The 16293-nt window shown below is 70.1% G+C and carries 13 protein-coding genes and 1 tRNA gene; 5 read left to right on the top strand and 9 right to left on the bottom strand.

Going from position 1 to position 16293, the window contains the following annotated elements; all coding sequences use genetic code 11:
* Positions 1-32 precede the first annotated feature (32 nt).
* Together ypfJ and RTA_RS05285 are read left to right on the top strand one after the other, a co-directional pair.
* Positions 33-905 (top strand): KPN_02809 family neutral zinc metallopeptidase, encoded by an 873-nt coding sequence (ypfJ, locus tag RTA_RS05280; protein WP_013900351.1) that lies wholly within the window; start codon positions 33-35, stop codon positions 903-905.
* Positions 906-987: 82 nt separating this feature from the next.
* Positions 988-2427, top strand: a complete 1440-nt coding sequence (locus RTA_RS05285) for a DEAD/DEAH box helicase (RefSeq protein ID WP_041675068.1) — start codon at positions 988-990, stop codon at positions 2425-2427.
* On the opposite strand, the gene RTA_RS05290 is transcribed toward RTA_RS05285, so the two are convergent.
* Positions 2414-3256, bottom strand: coding sequence for a symmetrical bis(5'-nucleosyl)-tetraphosphatase (locus RTA_RS05290; RefSeq protein WP_041675069.1), 843 nt, complete (start codon positions 3254-3256; stop codon positions 2414-2416). The two genes, RTA_RS05285 and RTA_RS05290, sit on opposite strands and share 14 nt — an antisense overlap.
* A gap of 24 nt (positions 3257-3280) precedes the next feature.
* Between RTA_RS05290 and RTA_RS05295 the strand changes: the two genes are divergently transcribed.
* A complete protein-coding gene (locus RTA_RS05295; protein WP_041675070.1) occupies positions 3281-4567 on the top strand; it encodes a hemolysin family protein in 1287 nt (428 codons plus the stop codon).
* 11 nt (positions 4568-4578) lie between these two features.
* Here the strand turns inward: RTA_RS05295 and RTA_RS05300 are convergent, their stop codons facing one another.
* On the bottom strand, positions 4579-5697 hold the full coding sequence (locus tag RTA_RS05300; protein WP_013900354.1) for a glycoside hydrolase family 5 protein: 1119 nt from the start codon (positions 5695-5697) through the stop codon (positions 4579-4581).
* Positions 5698-6176: 479 nt separating this feature from the next.
* Between RTA_RS05300 and RTA_RS05305 the strand changes: the two genes are divergently transcribed.
* Positions 6177-6731 carry a hypothetical protein gene (locus RTA_RS05305; RefSeq protein ID WP_013900355.1) on the top strand — a complete coding sequence of 185 codons (555 nt, stop codon included), beginning with the start codon at positions 6177-6179 and terminating at the stop codon, positions 6729-6731.
* 54 nt (positions 6732-6785) lie between these two features.
* Here RTA_RS05305 and RTA_RS05310 read toward each other — a convergent pair.
* From RTA_RS05310 to RTA_RS05335, 6 genes are all read right to left on the bottom strand, one after another.
* A tRNA-Thr gene (locus RTA_RS05310) sits at positions 6786-6861 on the bottom strand.
* A gap of 56 nt (positions 6862-6917) precedes the next feature.
* The gene (locus RTA_RS05315; RefSeq protein WP_013900356.1) at positions 6918-7934 is read right to left on the bottom strand and encodes a class 1 fructose-bisphosphatase; all 1017 of its coding nucleotides are present in this window, start codon (positions 7932-7934) and stop codon (positions 6918-6920) included.
* A gap of 13 nt (positions 7935-7947) precedes the next feature.
* On the bottom strand, positions 7948-10593 hold the full coding sequence (gene pepN / locus RTA_RS05320; protein WP_013900357.1) for an aminopeptidase N: 2646 nt from the start codon (positions 10591-10593) through the stop codon (positions 7948-7950).
* 9 nt (positions 10594-10602) lie between these two features.
* Positions 10603-11707, bottom strand: a protein-coding gene (prfB, locus tag RTA_RS05325; RefSeq protein WP_143762901.1) for a peptide chain release factor 2 whose coding sequence is annotated in 2 segments (ribosomal slippage) — positions 10603-11625 and positions 11627-11707 — 1104 coding nt in all. Because the reading frame shifts where the segments join, the coding sequence is not laid out codon by codon here.
* A 76-nt stretch (positions 11708-11783) separates the two neighbouring features.
* Positions 11784-12707, bottom strand: a complete 924-nt coding sequence (locus RTA_RS05330) for an SEL1-like repeat protein (protein WP_013900359.1) — start codon at positions 12705-12707, stop codon at positions 11784-11786.
* Positions 12708-12801: 94 nt separating this feature from the next.
* Entirely contained in the window at positions 12802-13704 is a 903-nt protein-coding gene (locus RTA_RS05335) for an alpha/beta fold hydrolase (RefSeq protein WP_013900360.1), read from the bottom strand.
* A 26-nt stretch (positions 13705-13730) separates the two neighbouring features.
* Here RTA_RS05335 and RTA_RS05340 point away from each other — a divergent pair, with 26 nt between their 5' ends.
* Entirely contained in the window at positions 13731-15542 is a 1812-nt protein-coding gene (locus RTA_RS05340) for an acetate--CoA ligase (protein WP_013900361.1), read from the top strand.
* Here the strand turns inward: RTA_RS05340 and RTA_RS05345 are convergent.
* A complete protein-coding gene (locus tag RTA_RS05345) occupies positions 15533-16267 on the bottom strand; it encodes a DNA-formamidopyrimidine glycosylase family protein (RefSeq protein ID WP_013900362.1) in 735 nt (244 codons plus the stop codon). The genes RTA_RS05340 and RTA_RS05345 overlap by 10 nt on opposite strands.
* Positions 16268-16293: the final 26 nt, after the last annotated feature.

The raw sequence follows: 16293 nt of genomic DNA on the forward strand, positions 1-16293 counted from the left end.
ACTGTACAGCGGCCGGGAGCCGGGAGACCGTCATGCGCTGGGAAGGCAATCGCGAGTCCGGCAACGTCGAGGACCACCGTGCGGGCGGCGGTGGCGGCGGCTTCGGCCTGGGCGGCCGCAGCATCGGCATAGGCACCATCGTGATCGCGCTGGTGGGCGGCGCCATCTTCGGCATCAACCCGCTGACGCTGCTGGGCATCCTCAACGGCGGCGGACCGCCGGCCCAGGTGCAGCAGGGCCCCGCGCAGCCGCCGCCGGCCGACGACCGCATGGCCCGCTTCGTCTCCACCGTGCTGGCCGACACCGAGGACGTCTGGAACCAGCTGTTCCGCCAGGGCGGCGCCGACTACCGCGAGCCGCGGCTGGCGCTGTTCCGCGGCAGCATCGCCACGGCCTGCGGCCAGGGCCAGTCGGCGATGGGGCCGTTCTACTGTCCGGCCGACCAGAAGGTCTACATCGACCTGAACTTCTACGAGACCCTGCGCAGCCGCCTGGGCGCGCCGGGTGACTTCGCCCAGGCCTACGTGATCGCGCACGAGGTTGGCCACCACGTGCAGCACCAGCTGGGCATCACGGCGCAGATGGAGCGCATGCGCGGGCGGGTCAGCCAGGCCGAGTACAACGGCATGAGCGTGCGGCTGGAGCTGCAGGCCGACTGCTTCGCCGGCGTCTGGGCCCACCATGCGCAGAACGCGCGGCAGATCCTGGAGCAGGGCGACGTCGAGGAGGCCATGAACGCGGCTGCGCGCATCGGCGACGACGCGCTGCAGGCCTCGGCCGGCCGCGCCGTGGTGCCCGAGAGCTTCACCCACGGCACCAGCGCGCAGCGCCAGCGCTGGTTCGCCACGGGGCTCAAGACCGGCAGCGTCAAGGCCTGCGACACCTTCGGCGCGCGCAGCCTGTAGCGGCCCCGGCCGGGGCCGTTTTGTTTCACTTTACTGCGCCGCGGGTGAGGGGATGGGGCGCATGCAACAATCGCCGGTTGTCATGACCGACTCCTTCTCCAATCTTTCGCTGGCCGAGCCGCTGGCGCGCGCCGTGGCCGAAATGGGCTACGAGACGATGACGCCGATCCAGGCCCAGGCCATCCCGGTGGTCCTCACCGGCCGCGACGTGATGGGCGCCGCCCAGACCGGCACCGGCAAGACGGCGGCGTTCTCGCTGCCGCTGCTGCAGCGCCTGCTCAAGCACGAGAACTCGTCCACGTCACCGGCGCGCCACCCGGTGCGCGCGCTGGTGCTGCTGCCCACGCGCGAGCTGGCCGACCAGGTGGCGCAGCAGGTCAAGCTCTACGCCAAGTACACCAACCTGCGCAGCGCGGTGGTGTTCGGCGGCATGGACATGAAGCCGCAGACGCTGGAGCTCAAGCGCGGCGTCGAGGTGCTGGTGGCCACCCCGGGGCGCCTCTTGGACCACATCGAGGCCAAGAACGCGGTGCTGGGCCAGGTCGAGTACGTGGTGCTGGACGAGGCCGACCGCATGCTGGACATCGGCTTCCTGCCGGACCTGCAGCGCATCCTGTCCTACCTGCCCAAGCAGCGCACCACGCTGCTGTTCTCGGCCACCTTCTCGCCCGAGATCAAGCGGCTGGCCAACAGCTACCTCAAGGACCCGGTCACCATCGAGGTGGCGCGGCCCAACGAGACCGCCTCCACCGTCGAGCAGCATTTCTACAGCGTGACCGACGACGACAAGCGCCGGGCGCTCAAGCAGATCGTGCGGCAGCGCGGCATCACCCAGGCCTTCGTGTTCGTCAACAGCAAGCTGGGCTGCGCCCGGCTGGCGCGCTCGCTGGAGCGCGAGGGCCTCAAGACCACGGCGCTGCACGGCGACAAGAGCCAGGACGAGCGGCTCAAGGCCCTGGCCGCCTTCAAGGCCGGCGAGGTCGACCTGCTGGTGGCCACCGACGTGGCGGCGCGCGGCCTGGACATCAAGGACGTGCCGGCGGTGTTCAACTTCGACGTGCCGTTCAACGCCGAGGACTACGTGCACCGCATCGGCCGCACCGGCCGCGCCGGCGCGTCGGGCCTGGCCGTCACCTTCGTCTCCGGCAGCGACGGCCGGCTGGTGGCCGACCTGGAGAAGTTGCTGAAGAAGAAGGTCGACCTCGAGGCCATCGAGTACGAGGACGATCGGCCGCGCGGCCGCATCAACGACGGCCGCCGCGCCTGGCGCGAGGCCGGCGAGCTGGGCGACCCGCGCGACGCGCTGGACGCGCCGCGCCCGCGCGAGCGGGAACGGGAGCGCGAGGCGCGTCCCTCGCGACCGGCCGCCGCCCCGCGCGATCCCTTCTTCGACCAGCCCTACCAGGCACCGGCCACCGAGCAGCCGCCGGCCTGGGAGCAGGGCGCCAAGCCGGCCCCCAGCCGGGTCTCGGCCAACATCAAGTCCAAGCGCAAGGTCCCGGCGCTGTTCAAGGCGCAGTGACCCCGGGCGCCTGCGCCTGCTCGCACCCGACCTGGACCAGCCCCTCCTGCCCGGGCGCGGCATCCAGCCGCCAGGCGCTCAGGCAGCCGCCCCAGACGCAGCCGGTGTCCAGTGACAGCAGGTCGGGCCGCCTCAGGAAGCCCAGGGTCGACCAATGCCCGAAGGCGATGGGCTGGCCGGCGGTGCGCCGGCCCGGCACGTCGAACCAGGCCCGGTGGCCGGGCGGCGCCTGGTCCAGCCCGCCCGAGGCCTTCAGGTGCATGCAGCCGTCGGGCGTGCAAAAGCGCAGCCGCGTCAGCGCGTTCACGACCACGCGCAGCCGCGCCGCGCCGGTCAGCGCATCGTCCCAGCGCGCCGGCTCGTTGCCGTACATCTGCGCCAGGAAGTCGGCCAGTGCCGGGCCGCGCAGCACGGCCTCGACTTCGGCGGCCAGGGCCAGGGTCTGCGCCACGTCCCACTGCGGCAGCACGCCCCCGTGCACCAGCAGCCAGCCCTGGACGCCCAGCGCCATGCGGCGGTGGCGCAGCCAGTCCAGCATGGCCCCGCGGTCGGCTGCGGCAAGCACCTGGTCCAGCGTGTCGTTGCGGTGCGGCGCGCGGTGGCCGTGCGCCAGGGCCAGCAGGCTCAGGTCGTGGTTGCCCAGCAGGCACTGGGCCGCGTCGCCGTAGCCCATGAGCCGGCGCAGCACGGCGGCCGACGAGGGCCCGCGGTTGACCAGGTCGCCCAGCAGGTACAGCGTGTCGCGGCTGGGCGAGAACGCGATCTTCTCCAGCAGCCGGCCGAGCGCCTCGTCGCAGCCCTGCACGTCGCCGATCAGGTAGAGTGCCATGGTGTCGGATTCTCGCCTCTGTCCATGGACGTCCTGCTGATCGCGCTGCTGACGCTGATCAACGGCGTGTTCGCGATGTCGGAGCTGGCGCTGGCCTCCAGCCGCAAGGCCCGGCTGGCCGCATTGGCGGAGGGCGGTGACCGCGGCGCGCAGGCGGCGCTCAAGCTGATGGAGCAGCCCACCCAGTTCCTGTCGACGGTGCAGGTGGGCATCACCTCCATCGGCGTGCTCAACGGCATCGTGGGCGAGGCGGCGTTCAGCGGCGACCTGGCGGCCTGGCTGGCCGGTTTCGGCATCGGACCGCGGCCGGCGGCCATCACCGCCACGGCCATCGTGGTGGCGGTCATCACCTTCGTCACCATCATCTTCGGCGAGCTGGTGCCCAAGCGCATCGGCCAGCTGTACCCCGAGGCCGTGGCCACGTGGATGGCACGGCCCATGGACTGGCTGGCACGCGCGGCCCGGCCCTTCGTCTTCCTGCTGTCGGCCTCGACCCAGGCCGTGCTCAAGCTGCTGCGCATCGACACCGACCAGCCGCGCGGCATGACCGAGGAGGAGCTCACGCACAGCCTGGAGGAGAGCGTGGACGCCGGCGTGATCGCGCAGCACGAGCGGCAGATGGTGCAGAACGTGTTCCACCTGGACGACCGGCCGCTCACCTCCATGATGCTGCCGCGCTCGGACATCGAATGGCTGGACGCCAGCCTGAGCGTCGCCGAATGCCTGGCCCAGGCCGGCCGCGGCGGCGCGCACTCCTGGTACCCGGTGTGCCGCGGCTCGCTGGACGACGTGGTGGGCGTGGTGAGCGTGGCCACGCTGCTGGGCCTGGGGCCGCAGCACCCCGGCACGGTGGAGCCGCATGCCGTGCCGGCGGCCTTCCTGCCCGAGACGCTCACCGGCCGCGAGCTGCTGGACCAGTTCCGTGCGCAGTCGGCCCGCATGGTGTTCGTGGTCGACGAGTACGGCGTGGTGCAGGGCCTGATGACGCCGCACGACCTGCTGGAGGCGATCACCGGCGAGCTGCAGCCCAGCGCCCAGACCGAGGCCTGGGCCACGCAGCGCGAGGACGGCTCCTGGCTGCTGGACGGCCTGATGCCGGTGGCCGAACTCAAGGCGCGGCTGGACATCCGCGAACTGCCGGAGGAGGAACGCGGCCGCTACAACACGCTGGCCGGCCTGCTGATGGCCGTCTGCGGCCACCTGCCGGCCGTCGGCGAGCGCATCGATTGCGAGGACTGGGTGTTCGAGGTGGTGGACCTGGACGGCAAGCGCATCGACAAGGTGCTGGCCATCGGGCCGGCCGCCGCCTGAGGCCGGCCGGGTTAGTCCAGCAGCGCCCGGCGGATCGGCTCGACCCAGCCGCGCGTCTCGGGCGACCACACGCCGGCGAATTCGGAGCCGAACTCCCAGTACGTCCAGCCGATGCCGCGCCGCTCGGCCTCGTCGCGCACCAGGCGGGTGTATTCCGCCCGCGAACCCATTTCGCCGGCGCTGTGCGCGCCGAACTCGCCCAGGTGCAACGGGTAGCCCTGCTCGCGGTTCCAGCGCTCGGCCTTTTCGAAGGGGTCGGCCATCTCGCGCCGCTGGCGGCTGTCGCAGCAGGTCTGGCCGGTGCGCAAATCCGGGCGCCAGGACACGCCCTGGTGCGTGAAGTTGAAGGGCTCGTAGGTGTGGATGGCCACGATCAGGTTGCGGTCGCGCGGCAGCCGCAGCTTGGGCAGGTCGCGCACGTTGTTCCAGTAGCTGGGCCCCACCAGCACCGGCCGTTCCGGATTGGTGGCCCGCACCGCCGCCAGCGCCTGGGGGATGAGCTGGTTCCAGGGCTCGCCGTCGAGACGGCCGTGCGGCTCGTTGAGCAGCTCGAACAGCAGGCGCGGCGAGCGGTTCTGGTAACGCTGGCCCAGCTGCCGCCAGATGTTGACCAGCCGTGTCTCCAGCAGCGCCGGATCCACGGTGAACTCGTGTTGGTGCGGCTGGTCGCCGTGGATCTGGCTGTAGTGGTGCACGTTGAGGATCACGTACACGCCCTTGGCCAGCAGCGCGTCCACCACACCGTCCACGCGCCGCGCGAACGCCTCATCGATGGTGGCATCCGCGGTCGGCGCGGCATGGTTGGTCCAGCGCACCGGCAGGCGCACGGTCTGGAAATGACGGGCGGCGATGTCGATGAAGCCGGGCTCCAGGCGGATGCCCCAGTCGCCCTCGCGCGGCGCCTCGAGCATGTTGCCGAGGTTGATGCCGCGTCCCAGCGCATGGGCCACGGCGCAGGTGCGCTCGGTCACCGCCCGGCAGTTCTGTTGCGGCCGGGTCGGCGCAGCCGATCGGGCTGCGGGCGCGGAAGCGCCGGCAGGCGAAGCCAGGCCGGGCGAGGCGGTGGACAGCAGCAGCGACAGGCAGGCGGCCAGGACGGCGACGGCCAGCGCGATGGTCTTGTTGTTCAAAGCATGGTCCCTGGAGCGTTGATGTCTGCGCCATTGTTGGAGCCAAAGCCGCGGCCGTGCCTGTGCGTATGCCGAAACAAACTGAAAATCGGGTCCGTTCTGCCTCGTGCATGAGGCGCAGTCCTACGCTACCTGGGCAGCAGGCAGCACGGTGAACGCCGCGATCCAGTGGCGCACCGAACAGGCCCACCAGCGACACCAGGGCCAGCAGCATGGTCCGGGCGGGTCCGGCATCGGGTCCGAGGGGTGACGGGGCAGCGTTCAAGCGCGACGGTCCAGGGTTGTAGGAGCTTGGTGTTAACGGACCTCACCTGTCCGGGGCTCGCCCTTTCCCTAGGGCATTGCGGTGGTTCGGCCGTCCAATGCGCAAGGCGAGCGGGATTGTCGCGCGATCTACCGGCGCTCCGCACCCGTCTTCAGGGGCTGACAAGAGGCGCCTCCCAAGGCGCCCGAGTGGCAAGTACTGAAAGAAGACAAAAATGGGATTGCTATCACGCATCTTCGGCGAGGCGGACAAGGCGGCGCGCGAAGGCAGGACTTCCCGCCTGGCGGACGCTACCCGCGAGCAGACGCGCAAGGAATTGATCGCGATGGCGGTGCGCGACACGCTCAAGAAGCACGGCATCCCGCCCACCTGCATCACGGCCGAGGCCCGCCCCGGCATGGTGGCCGGCCGGCCCCGCGGCGTGCACCTGCAGCTGGTGTTCCGCGAATGGCAGCCCGAGCTCCTGGCTTACGTCGTCGCCATCGAGAGCACTGTGCGAGCCAGGCTGCTGCGGCTCGATCCGCTGTCGCAGGCCTGGGTCACGGGGGTGTCCTGGCGCTTCGAGCCCACCGACGCACGCCAATGGCCGCAGCTGCCGGCCGCCAGCCAGGCCAGCCCCGCGCCGGCCTCCGCGGCCAAGGGCGCGAGCACCAGCTCCAAGGACACGCTGGAGAAACTGCTGGGGTCGGGGGAGGGCCTGTTCGGCGGCAGGGCCGGCAAGCGCGAGGACTTCAGCCCCACGGTGCCCATGCCGCTGCCGACGCGGTAAACCAGAAAAGGAAAAGGCCGCTGGCTTATGGCAGCGGCCTTTTTCTTGACTGACTGGTGCCGGAGAGAGGAATCGAACCCCCGACCTTCGCATTACGAATGCGCTGCTCTACCGACTGAGCTACTCCGGCAAACCGAAGCCCGCGATTATAGCGGGCGCACCGCTCAGCCATAGCGGACGCACCGCTCAGCCCGCGGCGCCCGCGTGGTAGCCGGTCACCCGCTCGACCTCGTTCTTCGAACCCAGGATCACGCTGACGCGCTCGTGCAGCTTGCCCGGCTGGATGTCCAGGATGCGCTGGCGCCCGCTGGTGGCCGCGCCGCCGGCCTGCTCGACCAGCCAGCCCATCGGGTTGGCCTCGTACATCAGGCGCAGCTTGCCGGGCTTGTCCGGCTCGCGCTTGTCCCAGGGGTAGAGGAACACGCCGCCGCGGCTGAGGATGCGGTGCACGTCGGCCACCATGGAGGCGACCCAGCGCATGTTGAAGTCCTTGCCGCGCGGGCCGTCCTTGCCGGCCAGGCACTCGTCGATGTAGCGCCTGACGGGCGCATCCCAGTGCCGCATGTTCGACATGTTGATGGCGAATTCCTTGGTGTCCGGCGGGATCTGCACGTTCTCCTGGGTCAGCACGAAGGAGCCCATCTCGCGGTCCAGCGTGAACATGGCCACGCCGTCGCCCACCGTCAGCACCAGCGTGGTCTGCGGCCCGTAGATGCAGTAGCCGGCGGCCACCTGCCTGTGGCCAGGCTGCAGGAAGTCCTGCTCGCTCACACCCGCGCCCGCGCCCTCGGGCTTCTTGAGCACGCTGAAGATGGTGCCGATGCTGACGTTGACGTCGATGTTGGACGAGCCGTCCAGCGGGTCGAACAGCAGCAGGTACTCGCCCTGCGGGTAGCGGTTGGGCACCACGTAGATGCCGTCCATCTCCTCGCTGGCCATGGCGGCCAGGTGGCCGCCCCACTCGTTGGCCTCGATCAGCACCTCGTTGGCGATGATGTCCAGCTTCTTCTGCACCTCGCCCTGCACGTTCTCGCTGCCGGCCGTGCCCAGCACGCCGCCCAGCGCGCCCTTGTTGACGGCCTGGCTGATGCTCTTGCAGGCGCGCGCCACCACCTCCAGCAGCAGCCGCAGCTGCGAGGGGATGTGGCCGTCGACGCGCTGCTGCTCGACGAGGTAGCGGGTAAGTGAGATCTTCTGTGGCATGAGGGTCCTTCGGTCAGTCGGCCAATGCGCGGGTGACGATCTCGCGCACGTCGTTGGACAGGTCGGGCTTGGCGGCCACGCGGGCGATGGCCTCGCGCGCCGCGCCGCGCAGCGGCTCGGCCAGCTTGTTCCAGCGGTCCAGCGCGCGGGCCAGGCGCGCGGCCACCTGCGGATTGATCGCGTCGAGCTCCATCACGCGCTCGCTCCAGAACACGTAGCCCGCCGCGTCGGGCCGGTGGAAGGCGCCGGGGTTGGCGCTGCAGTAGCTGAAGATCAGGCTGCGCGCGCGGTTCGGGTTGCGGATGTTGAAGTCGGGGTGCTGCATCAGCTGGCGCACCGCCGGCAGGACGTTGCCGCCGCGGTCGGGCGCGCCGGCCTGCAGCGCGAACCACTTGTCCAGCACCAGCGCCTCGTCCTTGAACATGGCGTGGAAGCGCTGCAGCGCCGGCCGCGCCAGCTCGTGGCCGCTGACCACCAGGGCCGACAGCGCGTTGAAGCGGTCGGTCATGTTGCTGGCGTCCTTGAAGCGCTGGTAGGCCTTGCCGGGCCACACCGGGTCGGCGCTGGCGCGCGCCGCCAGGCACAGGTGGGTGAGGGCCAGGCCGGCCAGGGCGCGCCGGCCCGAGGACACCGGGTCGGGCCGGTAGGCGCCGCCGACCTGGTGGGCCTCCCAGGCCCATTCCCAGTCGGCCTGCAGCGCCTGCGCCAGCTGCTGGCGCATGGCCTCGCGCACGGCGTGGATGCGCGGTGGGTCCACCACCTCCAGCTGCTCGGCGATGTAGGTCTCCGAGGGCAGGGTCAGCACCAGCTCCTTGAAGGCCGCATCCAGCGTGGGATGGCGCAGGATGCCGCGCATGGCGTCGACGAAGGGCGCGTCCAGCGCCACCGGCTCGTGCGGCTGGGCGACGAAGCGCAGGGCGCGGGCCAGCGCCAGGCGCTGCGCCGCCTCCCAGCGGTTGAACGGGTCGGTGTCGTGCGCCAGCAGGGCCAGCAGCTGGGCGTCGCCGTAGTCGAATTCCAGCACCACCGGCGCCGAGAAGCCGCGCAGCAGCGAGGGCACGGGTTCCGCTTGCAAACCCTGGAAGCTCAGGGTCTCGCTGGCCTGCGTCAGCACGTGCAGGCCGCTGGCGAGCTCGCGGCCCTGGTCGTCCAGCAGGCCGTAGGCCACCGGGATGACCACCGGCTCCTTGACCGGCTGGCCCGGCGTGGGCGGGCAGGTCTGGCCCAGGGTCAGCGTGTAGGTGCCGGCCGCCGCGTCCCAGCGGGCCGAGGCCTGGACCCGCGGCGTGCCGGCCTGGCTGTACCAGCGCTTGAACTGCGGCAGCAGCTCGGCCAGCTTGGAGCCGGGGTTGGCGTCGGCGATGGCCTGGGCGAAGTCGTCGCAGGTGACGGCCTGGCCGTCGTGCCGCTGGAAGTACAGCTGCATGCCGCGCCGGAAGCCGTCGCGGCCGACCAGCGTGTACATCATGCGCACGACCTCGGCGCCCTTCTCGTACACCGTGACGGTGTAGAAGTTGTTGATCTCCAGGTACTGGTCGGGCCGCACCGGGTGCGCCATCGGGCCGGCGTCCTCGGGGAACTGCGCGGTGCGCAGCACGCGCACGTCCTCGATGCGCTTGACGGCCCGCGCACTGGCCTCGCCCGCCAGGTCCTGGCTGAACTCCTGGTCGCGAAAGACCGTCAGGCCCTCCTTGAGCGAGAGCTGGAACCAGTCGCGGCAGGTGACGCGGTTGCCGGTCCAGTTGTGGAAGTACTCGTGGCCGACCACCGACTCGATGTTGGCGTAGTCGGTGTCGGTGGCGGTGGACTGGCTGGCCAGGACGTACTTCGTGTTGAAGATGTTCAGGCCCTTGTTCTCCATCGCGCCCATGTTGAAGTCGCTGGTGGCGACGATCATGAAGCGCTCCAGGTCCAGCGGCAGGCCGAAGCGCGCCTCGTCCCAGGCCACCGAGTCGATCAGCGAGTTCATCGCGTGCTCGGTCTTGTCCAGGTCGCCGGGCCGCACGTAGACCTGCAGCAGGTGCTCCTGGCCCGAGCGCGAGGCGATGCGCTGCTCGCGGCACACCAGCTGGCCGGCCACCAGCGCGAACAGGTAGCAGGGCTTGCGGTGCGGGTCCACCCACTTGGCGTAGTGGCGGCCGTCCTCCAGCTCGCCCTGGTCCACCAGGTTGCCGTTGGACAGCAGCACCGGGTACCTTCGCCTGTCGGCGCGCAGCAGCACGGTGTAGCTGGCCATCACGTCCGGCCGGTCCAGGAAGTAGGTGATGCGTCGGAAGCCTTCCGCCTCGCACTGCGTGAAGAAGGAGTCGTTGCTGACGTACAGCCCCATCAGCTTGGTGTTCTTGGCCGGGGCGCAGGTGGTGAAGATCTCCAGCTCGAAGGGCTCGTGGCCCTCCGGCAGGTTCTCCAGCACCAGCTGGCCGCCCTCCAGCTTGAACGAGGTGCCCTGGCCGCCCACCAGCACCCGTGCCAGGTTCAGCTCCTCGCCATCCAGGCGCAGCGGCTGGACCGGCACGTCGGGGTTGCGCCGCAGACGCATGCGGTTGAGCACCCGCGTCTTGGCCGGATCCAGGTCGAAGCACAGCTCCACCGTATCGATCCAGAAGGCCGGGGGCTGGTAGTCGGCGCGGTGGATGACCGCGGCTTGTCCTTCACGCATGTTGGTTTCCTAGACGCCCTGCTTGAGCGAGGCTTCGATGAACGGGTCGAGGTCGCCGTCCAGCACCTTCTGGGTGTTGGAGATCTCGACGTTGGTGCGCAGGTCCTTGATGCGGCTCTGGTCCAGCACGTAGCTGCGGATCTGGTGGCCCCAGCCGACGTCGGTCTTGGTGTCCTCCAGCTTCTGCTGCTCTTCCATGCGCTTGCGCATCTCATGGTCGTACAGGCGGGAGCGTAGGCGTTGCCAGGCGACGTCGCGGTTGCTGTGCTGGCTGCGGCTGTCCTGGCACTGCACCACGATGCCTGTGGGCACGTGGGTCAGGCGGACCGCCGAGTCGGTCTTGTTGATGTGCTGGCCGCCGGCGCCCGAGGCGCGGAAGGTGTCCACCCGCACGTCGGCCGGGTTGATGTTGATCTCCACCGAGTCGTCGACCTCGGGATAGACGAACACGCTGGCAAAGCTGGTGTGGCGCCCGCCCGCGGAGTCGAACGGCGACTTGCGCACCAGCCGGTGCACGCCGGTCTCGGTGCGCAGCAGGCCGTAGGCGTACTCGCCCTCGACCTTGATGGTGGCGCTCTTGATGCCGGCGATGTCGCCGGCCGACTCGTCCTCGACGTTGGCCTTGAAACCCTTGCGCTCGGCATAGCGCAGGTACTGGCGCAGCAGCATGCCGGCCCAGTCGCAGGCCTCGGTGCCGCCGGCGCCGGCCTGGATGTCCAGGAAGGCGTTCATCGGGTCGGCCGGCCGGTCGAACATGCGGCGGAACTCCAGCGCCTCCACGTCCTGGGCCAGCCGGGCGGTGTCGGCCTCGATGGTGGCCAGGCCGGCCTGGTCGCCTTCCTCCTTGCTCATCTCGTAGAGCTCGAGGTTGTCGGCCAGGTCGCGGCTGAGGCTGGTGAGCGTGACGACCACGCTGTCCAGCTCCTTCTTCTCCCTGCCCAGGGCCTGGGCCTTCTTGGGATCGTTCCAGACCGCCGGGTCTTCCAGCGAGGCGTTGACCGTCCTCAGGCGCTCCGACTTGGCATCGAAGTCAAAGATACCTCCGTAGGTCTTCCGTCCTGGCCTGCAGGTCGGTCAGGCGGGTGCCGATGAGGTTGATGCGTTCTGCGTCCATGGTTCTGCGCTTTCTTGAGAACCGCGGATTTTCGCATGCGCCACCTGGGCGCGGGGTGGCCGGCCGGCAGAGCCCGTCAGCGGAACGAACCCAGCCGCGCCTGTGCCCGGCGGTTGCCGGCGCTGGCGGCCAGCTCGTACCAGCGGATGGCCTGGTTCGGGTCGGCGCGCACGGTGACGCCTTCCTGGTAGGCCACGCCCAGGAAGTAGCTCATCTCGGTGCGACCGTAGCGGATGCCTTCCTCGGTGGACTTGCCCGAGCGCTTGACGATCACCGGCACGTCGCCCGTGCCGTTGGCGTAGGCCTGCATCTGCTCGACCGTGGTGGCGAAGAAGCGGTCGCGTGCCTGGCTGGCGAGGGCCTTGTCGGGCTGGGTCGCGACCAGCTCGTCGGCCAGCACCGGCAGCGCCTCGAACGGCGTCATGCCGCCGCGCATGGCCGGCGAGTACCATGCGCGCAGCATCACCTTGTCCAGCGGCATGAGGGCATCGACCTTCCAGGGGAAGTAGCTCAGCACCGTCTTGCCGGCCGGGTGGCCGCGCACGCCCATCACGTGCATGGCCTCGTGGTAAGCGCAGCGCCAGGCGTCGCGTCCGCGCATCTGCACCGTGGCCGAATCGATGCGCGTCTCGGTGCGGAAATCCAGAGAGGTGGCGCAGGGCTGGTTGTCGTCCAGGGCGCTGTCGGAGGTGAACTCGACGCTGAGGTTGGCGGTCTGCGGCGCGTGATCGGTCACGTCGACGAGCTTGACGCCCGCCTCCTGGGTGACGGCGCGCAGCGCGCCCAGGCTGTGCTCCCGGTGGGCGGCGACGCCCAGGCCGGAGAAACGCACGCGGATCTCGTTTTCCCAGCGCACCACGCGGGTGGGCGTGCCGCTCTGGTGCCACAGCACCTCCCACAAGGTGGCCAGGCCCTGCTCGACATCGTCGCCCGCCGTCGCGGCCAGCGGTGAGGAGAGAAGCGCTGCCAGCAGCAGCAGCGTCCGGGACATCCTGCTCATCTGAAAGTCACCTCAGCAATTTGCAGTGACAGTCTAGGAGTAGGACGGCTCCTACGGCAAGTTCTGTTACGTTCTTACGCTGAGCTCTTCAGATTTATGCCAAGAAATTCTCAATGTGCTGAGCCACGGCGGCCGGCTGGTCGTGGTGCAGCATGTGGCCGGCGTCCTCGATGCGCCCCTGTCGCAGCTGTGGCACGGCGCGGATGCGCTCGTGGTATTGCGCCAGCGTGTAGCGGCCTTTCCACCACAGCGAGAGGCTGTCGTCGCCGGCTTCCAGGCACAGCGTGGGCGCCGTGATGCACCGGTAGAGCTCCAGCACCTCGTCCACACGGTAAAGCTGGGCATTGACGATCTTGTGGGCCGCGTCGCCCAGGATGCGCCACTGCCCGTCGGCGCCCGGCCTCGCCCAGTGCGTTGCCAGCCACTGCGCCTTGTCGGGCGCCAGGCGCCGGTTGGTCTTCGTCAGCCGCTGGGCCACGCCGTCGGCCGAGGGGTAGGGCTTGAGTTCCAGCTCGCCGCGGTGCAGGGCCTTGAGCTCGTCCATCCACTGCGCGTAGCGGCGCGGCGCCTGTTGCGGACGGCTGGCCGGCATGCCGAAGCCCTCCAGGTTGACCAGCCGGCGGATGCGCGCCGGCCGCACGCCGGCGTACAGCATGGCGACGTTGCCGCCCATGCTGTGGCCCACCAGGTGCACCGGCGCATCGGGGCTGTAGTGGTCCAGCAGGAAGTCCAGGTCGGCCAGGTAGTCGGGGAACCAGTAGCTGTCGGCTTGCGGTGATTCGGTCAGGCCGTAGCCGCGCCAGTCGGGCGCGAGGACGTAGTGATCGTGGCGCAGGGCGTCGACCACGAACTGCCAGGAGGCCGACACGTCCATCCAGCCGTGCACCATCACCAGCGGCACCTTGCCGGGACCCGGCTCGCCCCAGACGCGCACGTGGTAGGTGAGATTGCGTAGCGGGACGAACTCGCTGCGCGAGGCCTGGCGCGGTTGGTACATTGCGCCGCATCATAAGGAGACAGCCCATGGCCCCCAGTCAAAACCGGGACAACCACGCGGCCCTGCACGCGTCGTTCCGCTGGCAGGTTCCGCAGCGCTTCAACATCGCCCAGGCGTGCTGCACGCGCTGGGCGCGCTCGCCCGGCGCTTCGCGCAGGATCGCCGTGCGCGCCCATTCGGAGCGGGGCGTGCCCGCTGTTCTCTCGTATTCCGAGCTGCAGGCGCAGGCCGACGCCGTCAGCCGGGCCCTGCGCGCGCTGGGCGTGCAGCGCGGTGACCGGGTCGCCATCGTGATGCCGCAGCGTTTCGAGACCGCCGTCGCCTACATGGCGGTGTTCCAGCTGGGGGCGGTGGCCATGCCGCTGTCCATGCTGTTCGGCCCCGAGGCGCTGGAGTTCCGGCTGTGCGACAGCGGGGCCGTGGTGGCCATCTGCGACGACAGCTCGATGGCCAACATCGCGCAGGTGCGCGAGCGCTGCCCGGCGCTGCGCACCGTGGCGGGCGTGGGCGCGGCCGCCGCGCAATGCGATGCCGATTGGCTGGACTGGATGCGCGACCGGTCCGGCGCCTTCGATCCTGTCGACACGGCGGCCGACGAGGCCGCCGTGCTGATCTACACCAGCGGCACCACCGGCCCGCCCAAGGGCGCGCTGATCCCGCACCGCGCCCTGATCGGCAACCTGCCGGGGTTCGTCTGCAGCCAGAACTGGTTCGGCTTCGACCCGGCGCGCGGCGGCGACTCGCAGGCCGTGTTCTGGTCCCCGGCGGACTGGGCGTGGACGGGCGGCCTCATGGATGCTTTGTTGCCCAGCCTGTACTTCGGCCGGCCCATCGTTGCCTTCAACGGCCGCTTCAGCCCGGAGCTGGCGTTCACCCTGATGCAGCAGCACGGCGTGACGCACACCTTCCTGTTCCCCACCGCGCTCAAGGCCATGATGAAGGCCTTCCCGCGGCCGCGCGAGCGCTTCCCGCTGCGGCTGCAGGCCGTCATGAGCGCGGGCGAGGCGGTGGGCGACGCGGTGTTCGCCTATTGCCGCGAGCAGCTGGGCGTCACCGTGAACGAGATGTTCGGCCAGACCGAGATCAACTACGTGGTCGGCAACTGCTCCATGGAATGGGCCCCCACGCTCCCCGCTTCGCGTGGTTCGCTGCCCCCCGAGGGGGCCCAACCCGCCTTGGGGCGGCCCGGCGGCGGGTTGACGGCCGGCCGTGCCGTGGTGGGCTGGCCGGCCAGGCCGGGCAGCATGGGCCGCCCGTACCCGGGGCATCGTGTCGCGGTCATCGACGATGCAGGCAACGAATGCCCGCCCGGCGAGCCGGGCGACGTGGCGGTGCACCGCTGCGACGTGCACGGCGACCTTGACCCCATCTTCTTCCTGGGCTACTGGAACCAGGAGGACGCCACCCGCCGCAAGTTCACCGGCGACTGGTGCCGCACCGGCGACCTGGCGGTGCGCGACGAGGACGGCTACCTCTGGTACCAGGGCCGCGCCGACGACGTGTTCAAGGCGGCGGGCTACCGCATCGGCCCCGGCGAGATCGAGAACTGCCTGGTCAAGCATCCGGCGGTGGCCAATGCCGCCGTGGTGCCCAAGCCGGACCGCGAGCGCGGCGCGGTGGTCAAGGCCTATGTGGTGCTGGCGCCCGGCCACGCCGGCGGCGACTCGCTGGTGGCCGAGTTGCAGCAGCACGTCAAGGGCAAGCTCGCGCCCTACGAGTACCCCAAGGAGATCGAGTTCATCGAGCAGCTGCCCATGACCACCACCGGCAAGGTGCAGCGGCGGGTGCTGCGGCTGCAGGAGGAGGAACGCGCCCGGGCGCAGGCCGCTCAGCCGTAGCGCACCTGGCAGCGCTCGCACCAGAAGCTGCGGCGCTGCGTCAGGCCGAGGTGGCCCTTGTGGAAGGGGATATTGCAGCGCGGGCAGATGCTCTTGGTGTGGGCCAGCCAGTGCGCGCGCAGCACGCCCGCCTTCTTCCATTCGTAGAACTCGAAGCTGTATTGCCGGGCTTGGTCCACCAGTTCGCGCAGCTTGGGCGCGGGCAGGGCGCCGATGGGGGACAGCGGATGCAGCCGGATGCGGAACAGCACCTCGTTCTTGATGATGTTGCCCACGCCGGCCAGGATCTCCTGGTTCAGCAGGGCGTCGCAGGCCAGCTGTTCGGGCAGCGCGCGCAGGCGCCGGCGGGCCAGGGCCGGATCGAACGCCTCGGACATCACGTCGCCGCGCCAGTCGTACACCTGGTCCAGCGGCTCGTCGATGTAGCGCGCCGCGCAGCTGTAGAAGTTCAGCTCGCGGCCCTGCGCGAAGCCCAGGCCGATGCGTAGCGGCTTGTCCTTGCGCTGGTCGATGCACCAGCTGCCGAACATCAGCAGGTGGATGCGCAGCGCCACCCCCGGCACCTGGACCAGGAAATGCTTGCCCCAGGTGCGGATGTCCGTGACGGTGCGGCCGCGCAGCCGGTCGAAATCGAGCTTGCTGTCGCCCTCCACGCGCAGGATGCGGCGGCCCTGGAACACGCTGGCGTGCTCACGCAGGATGACCAGTGACGGGCCTTCGGGCATGGCTTGGATTATTCTTGCCGCCCTCC

It is taken from the genome of Ramlibacter tataouinensis TTB310, from assembly GCF_000215705.1.
GTDB classification, from domain to species: Bacteria; Pseudomonadota; Gammaproteobacteria; order Burkholderiales; family Burkholderiaceae_C; genus Ramlibacter; species Ramlibacter tataouinensis.

Bases quoted from the DNA above. Each gene is read 5' to 3' on its own strand.
- ypfJ (WP_013900351.1), top strand. From the start codon at position 33: ATGCGCTGGGAAGGCAATCGCGAGTCCGGCAACGTCGAGGACCACCGT.
- RTA_RS05285 (WP_041675068.1), top strand. From the start codon at position 988: ATGACCGACTCCTTCTCCAATCTTTCGCTGGCCGAGCCGCTGGCGCGC.
- RTA_RS05290 (WP_041675069.1), bottom strand. From the start codon at position 3,256: ATGGCACTCTACCTGATCGGCGACGTGCAGGGCTGCGACGAGGCGCTC.
- RTA_RS05295 (WP_041675070.1), top strand. From the start codon at position 3,281: ATGGACGTCCTGCTGATCGCGCTGCTGACGCTGATCAACGGCGTGTTC.
- RTA_RS05305 (WP_013900355.1), top strand. From the start codon at position 6,177: ATGGGATTGCTATCACGCATCTTCGGCGAGGCGGACAAGGCGGCGCGC.
- RTA_RS05315 (WP_013900356.1), bottom strand. From the start codon at position 7,934: ATGCCACAGAAGATCTCACTTACCCGCTACCTCGTCGAGCAGCAGCGC.
- pepN (WP_013900357.1), bottom strand. From the start codon at position 10,593: ATGCGTGAAGGACAAGCCGCGGTCATCCACCGCGCCGACTACCAGCCC.
- RTA_RS05330 (WP_013900359.1), bottom strand. From the start codon at position 12,707: ATGAGCAGGATGTCCCGGACGCTGCTGCTGCTGGCAGCGCTTCTCTCC.
- RTA_RS05335 (WP_013900360.1), bottom strand. From the start codon at position 13,704: ATGTACCAACCGCGCCAGGCCTCGCGCAGCGAGTTCGTCCCGCTACGC.
- RTA_RS05340 (WP_013900361.1), top strand. From the start codon at position 13,731: ATGGCCCCCAGTCAAAACCGGGACAACCACGCGGCCCTGCACGCGTCG.
- RTA_RS05345 (WP_013900362.1), bottom strand. From the start codon at position 16,267: ATGCCCGAAGGCCCGTCACTGGTCATCCTGCGTGAGCACGCCAGCGTG.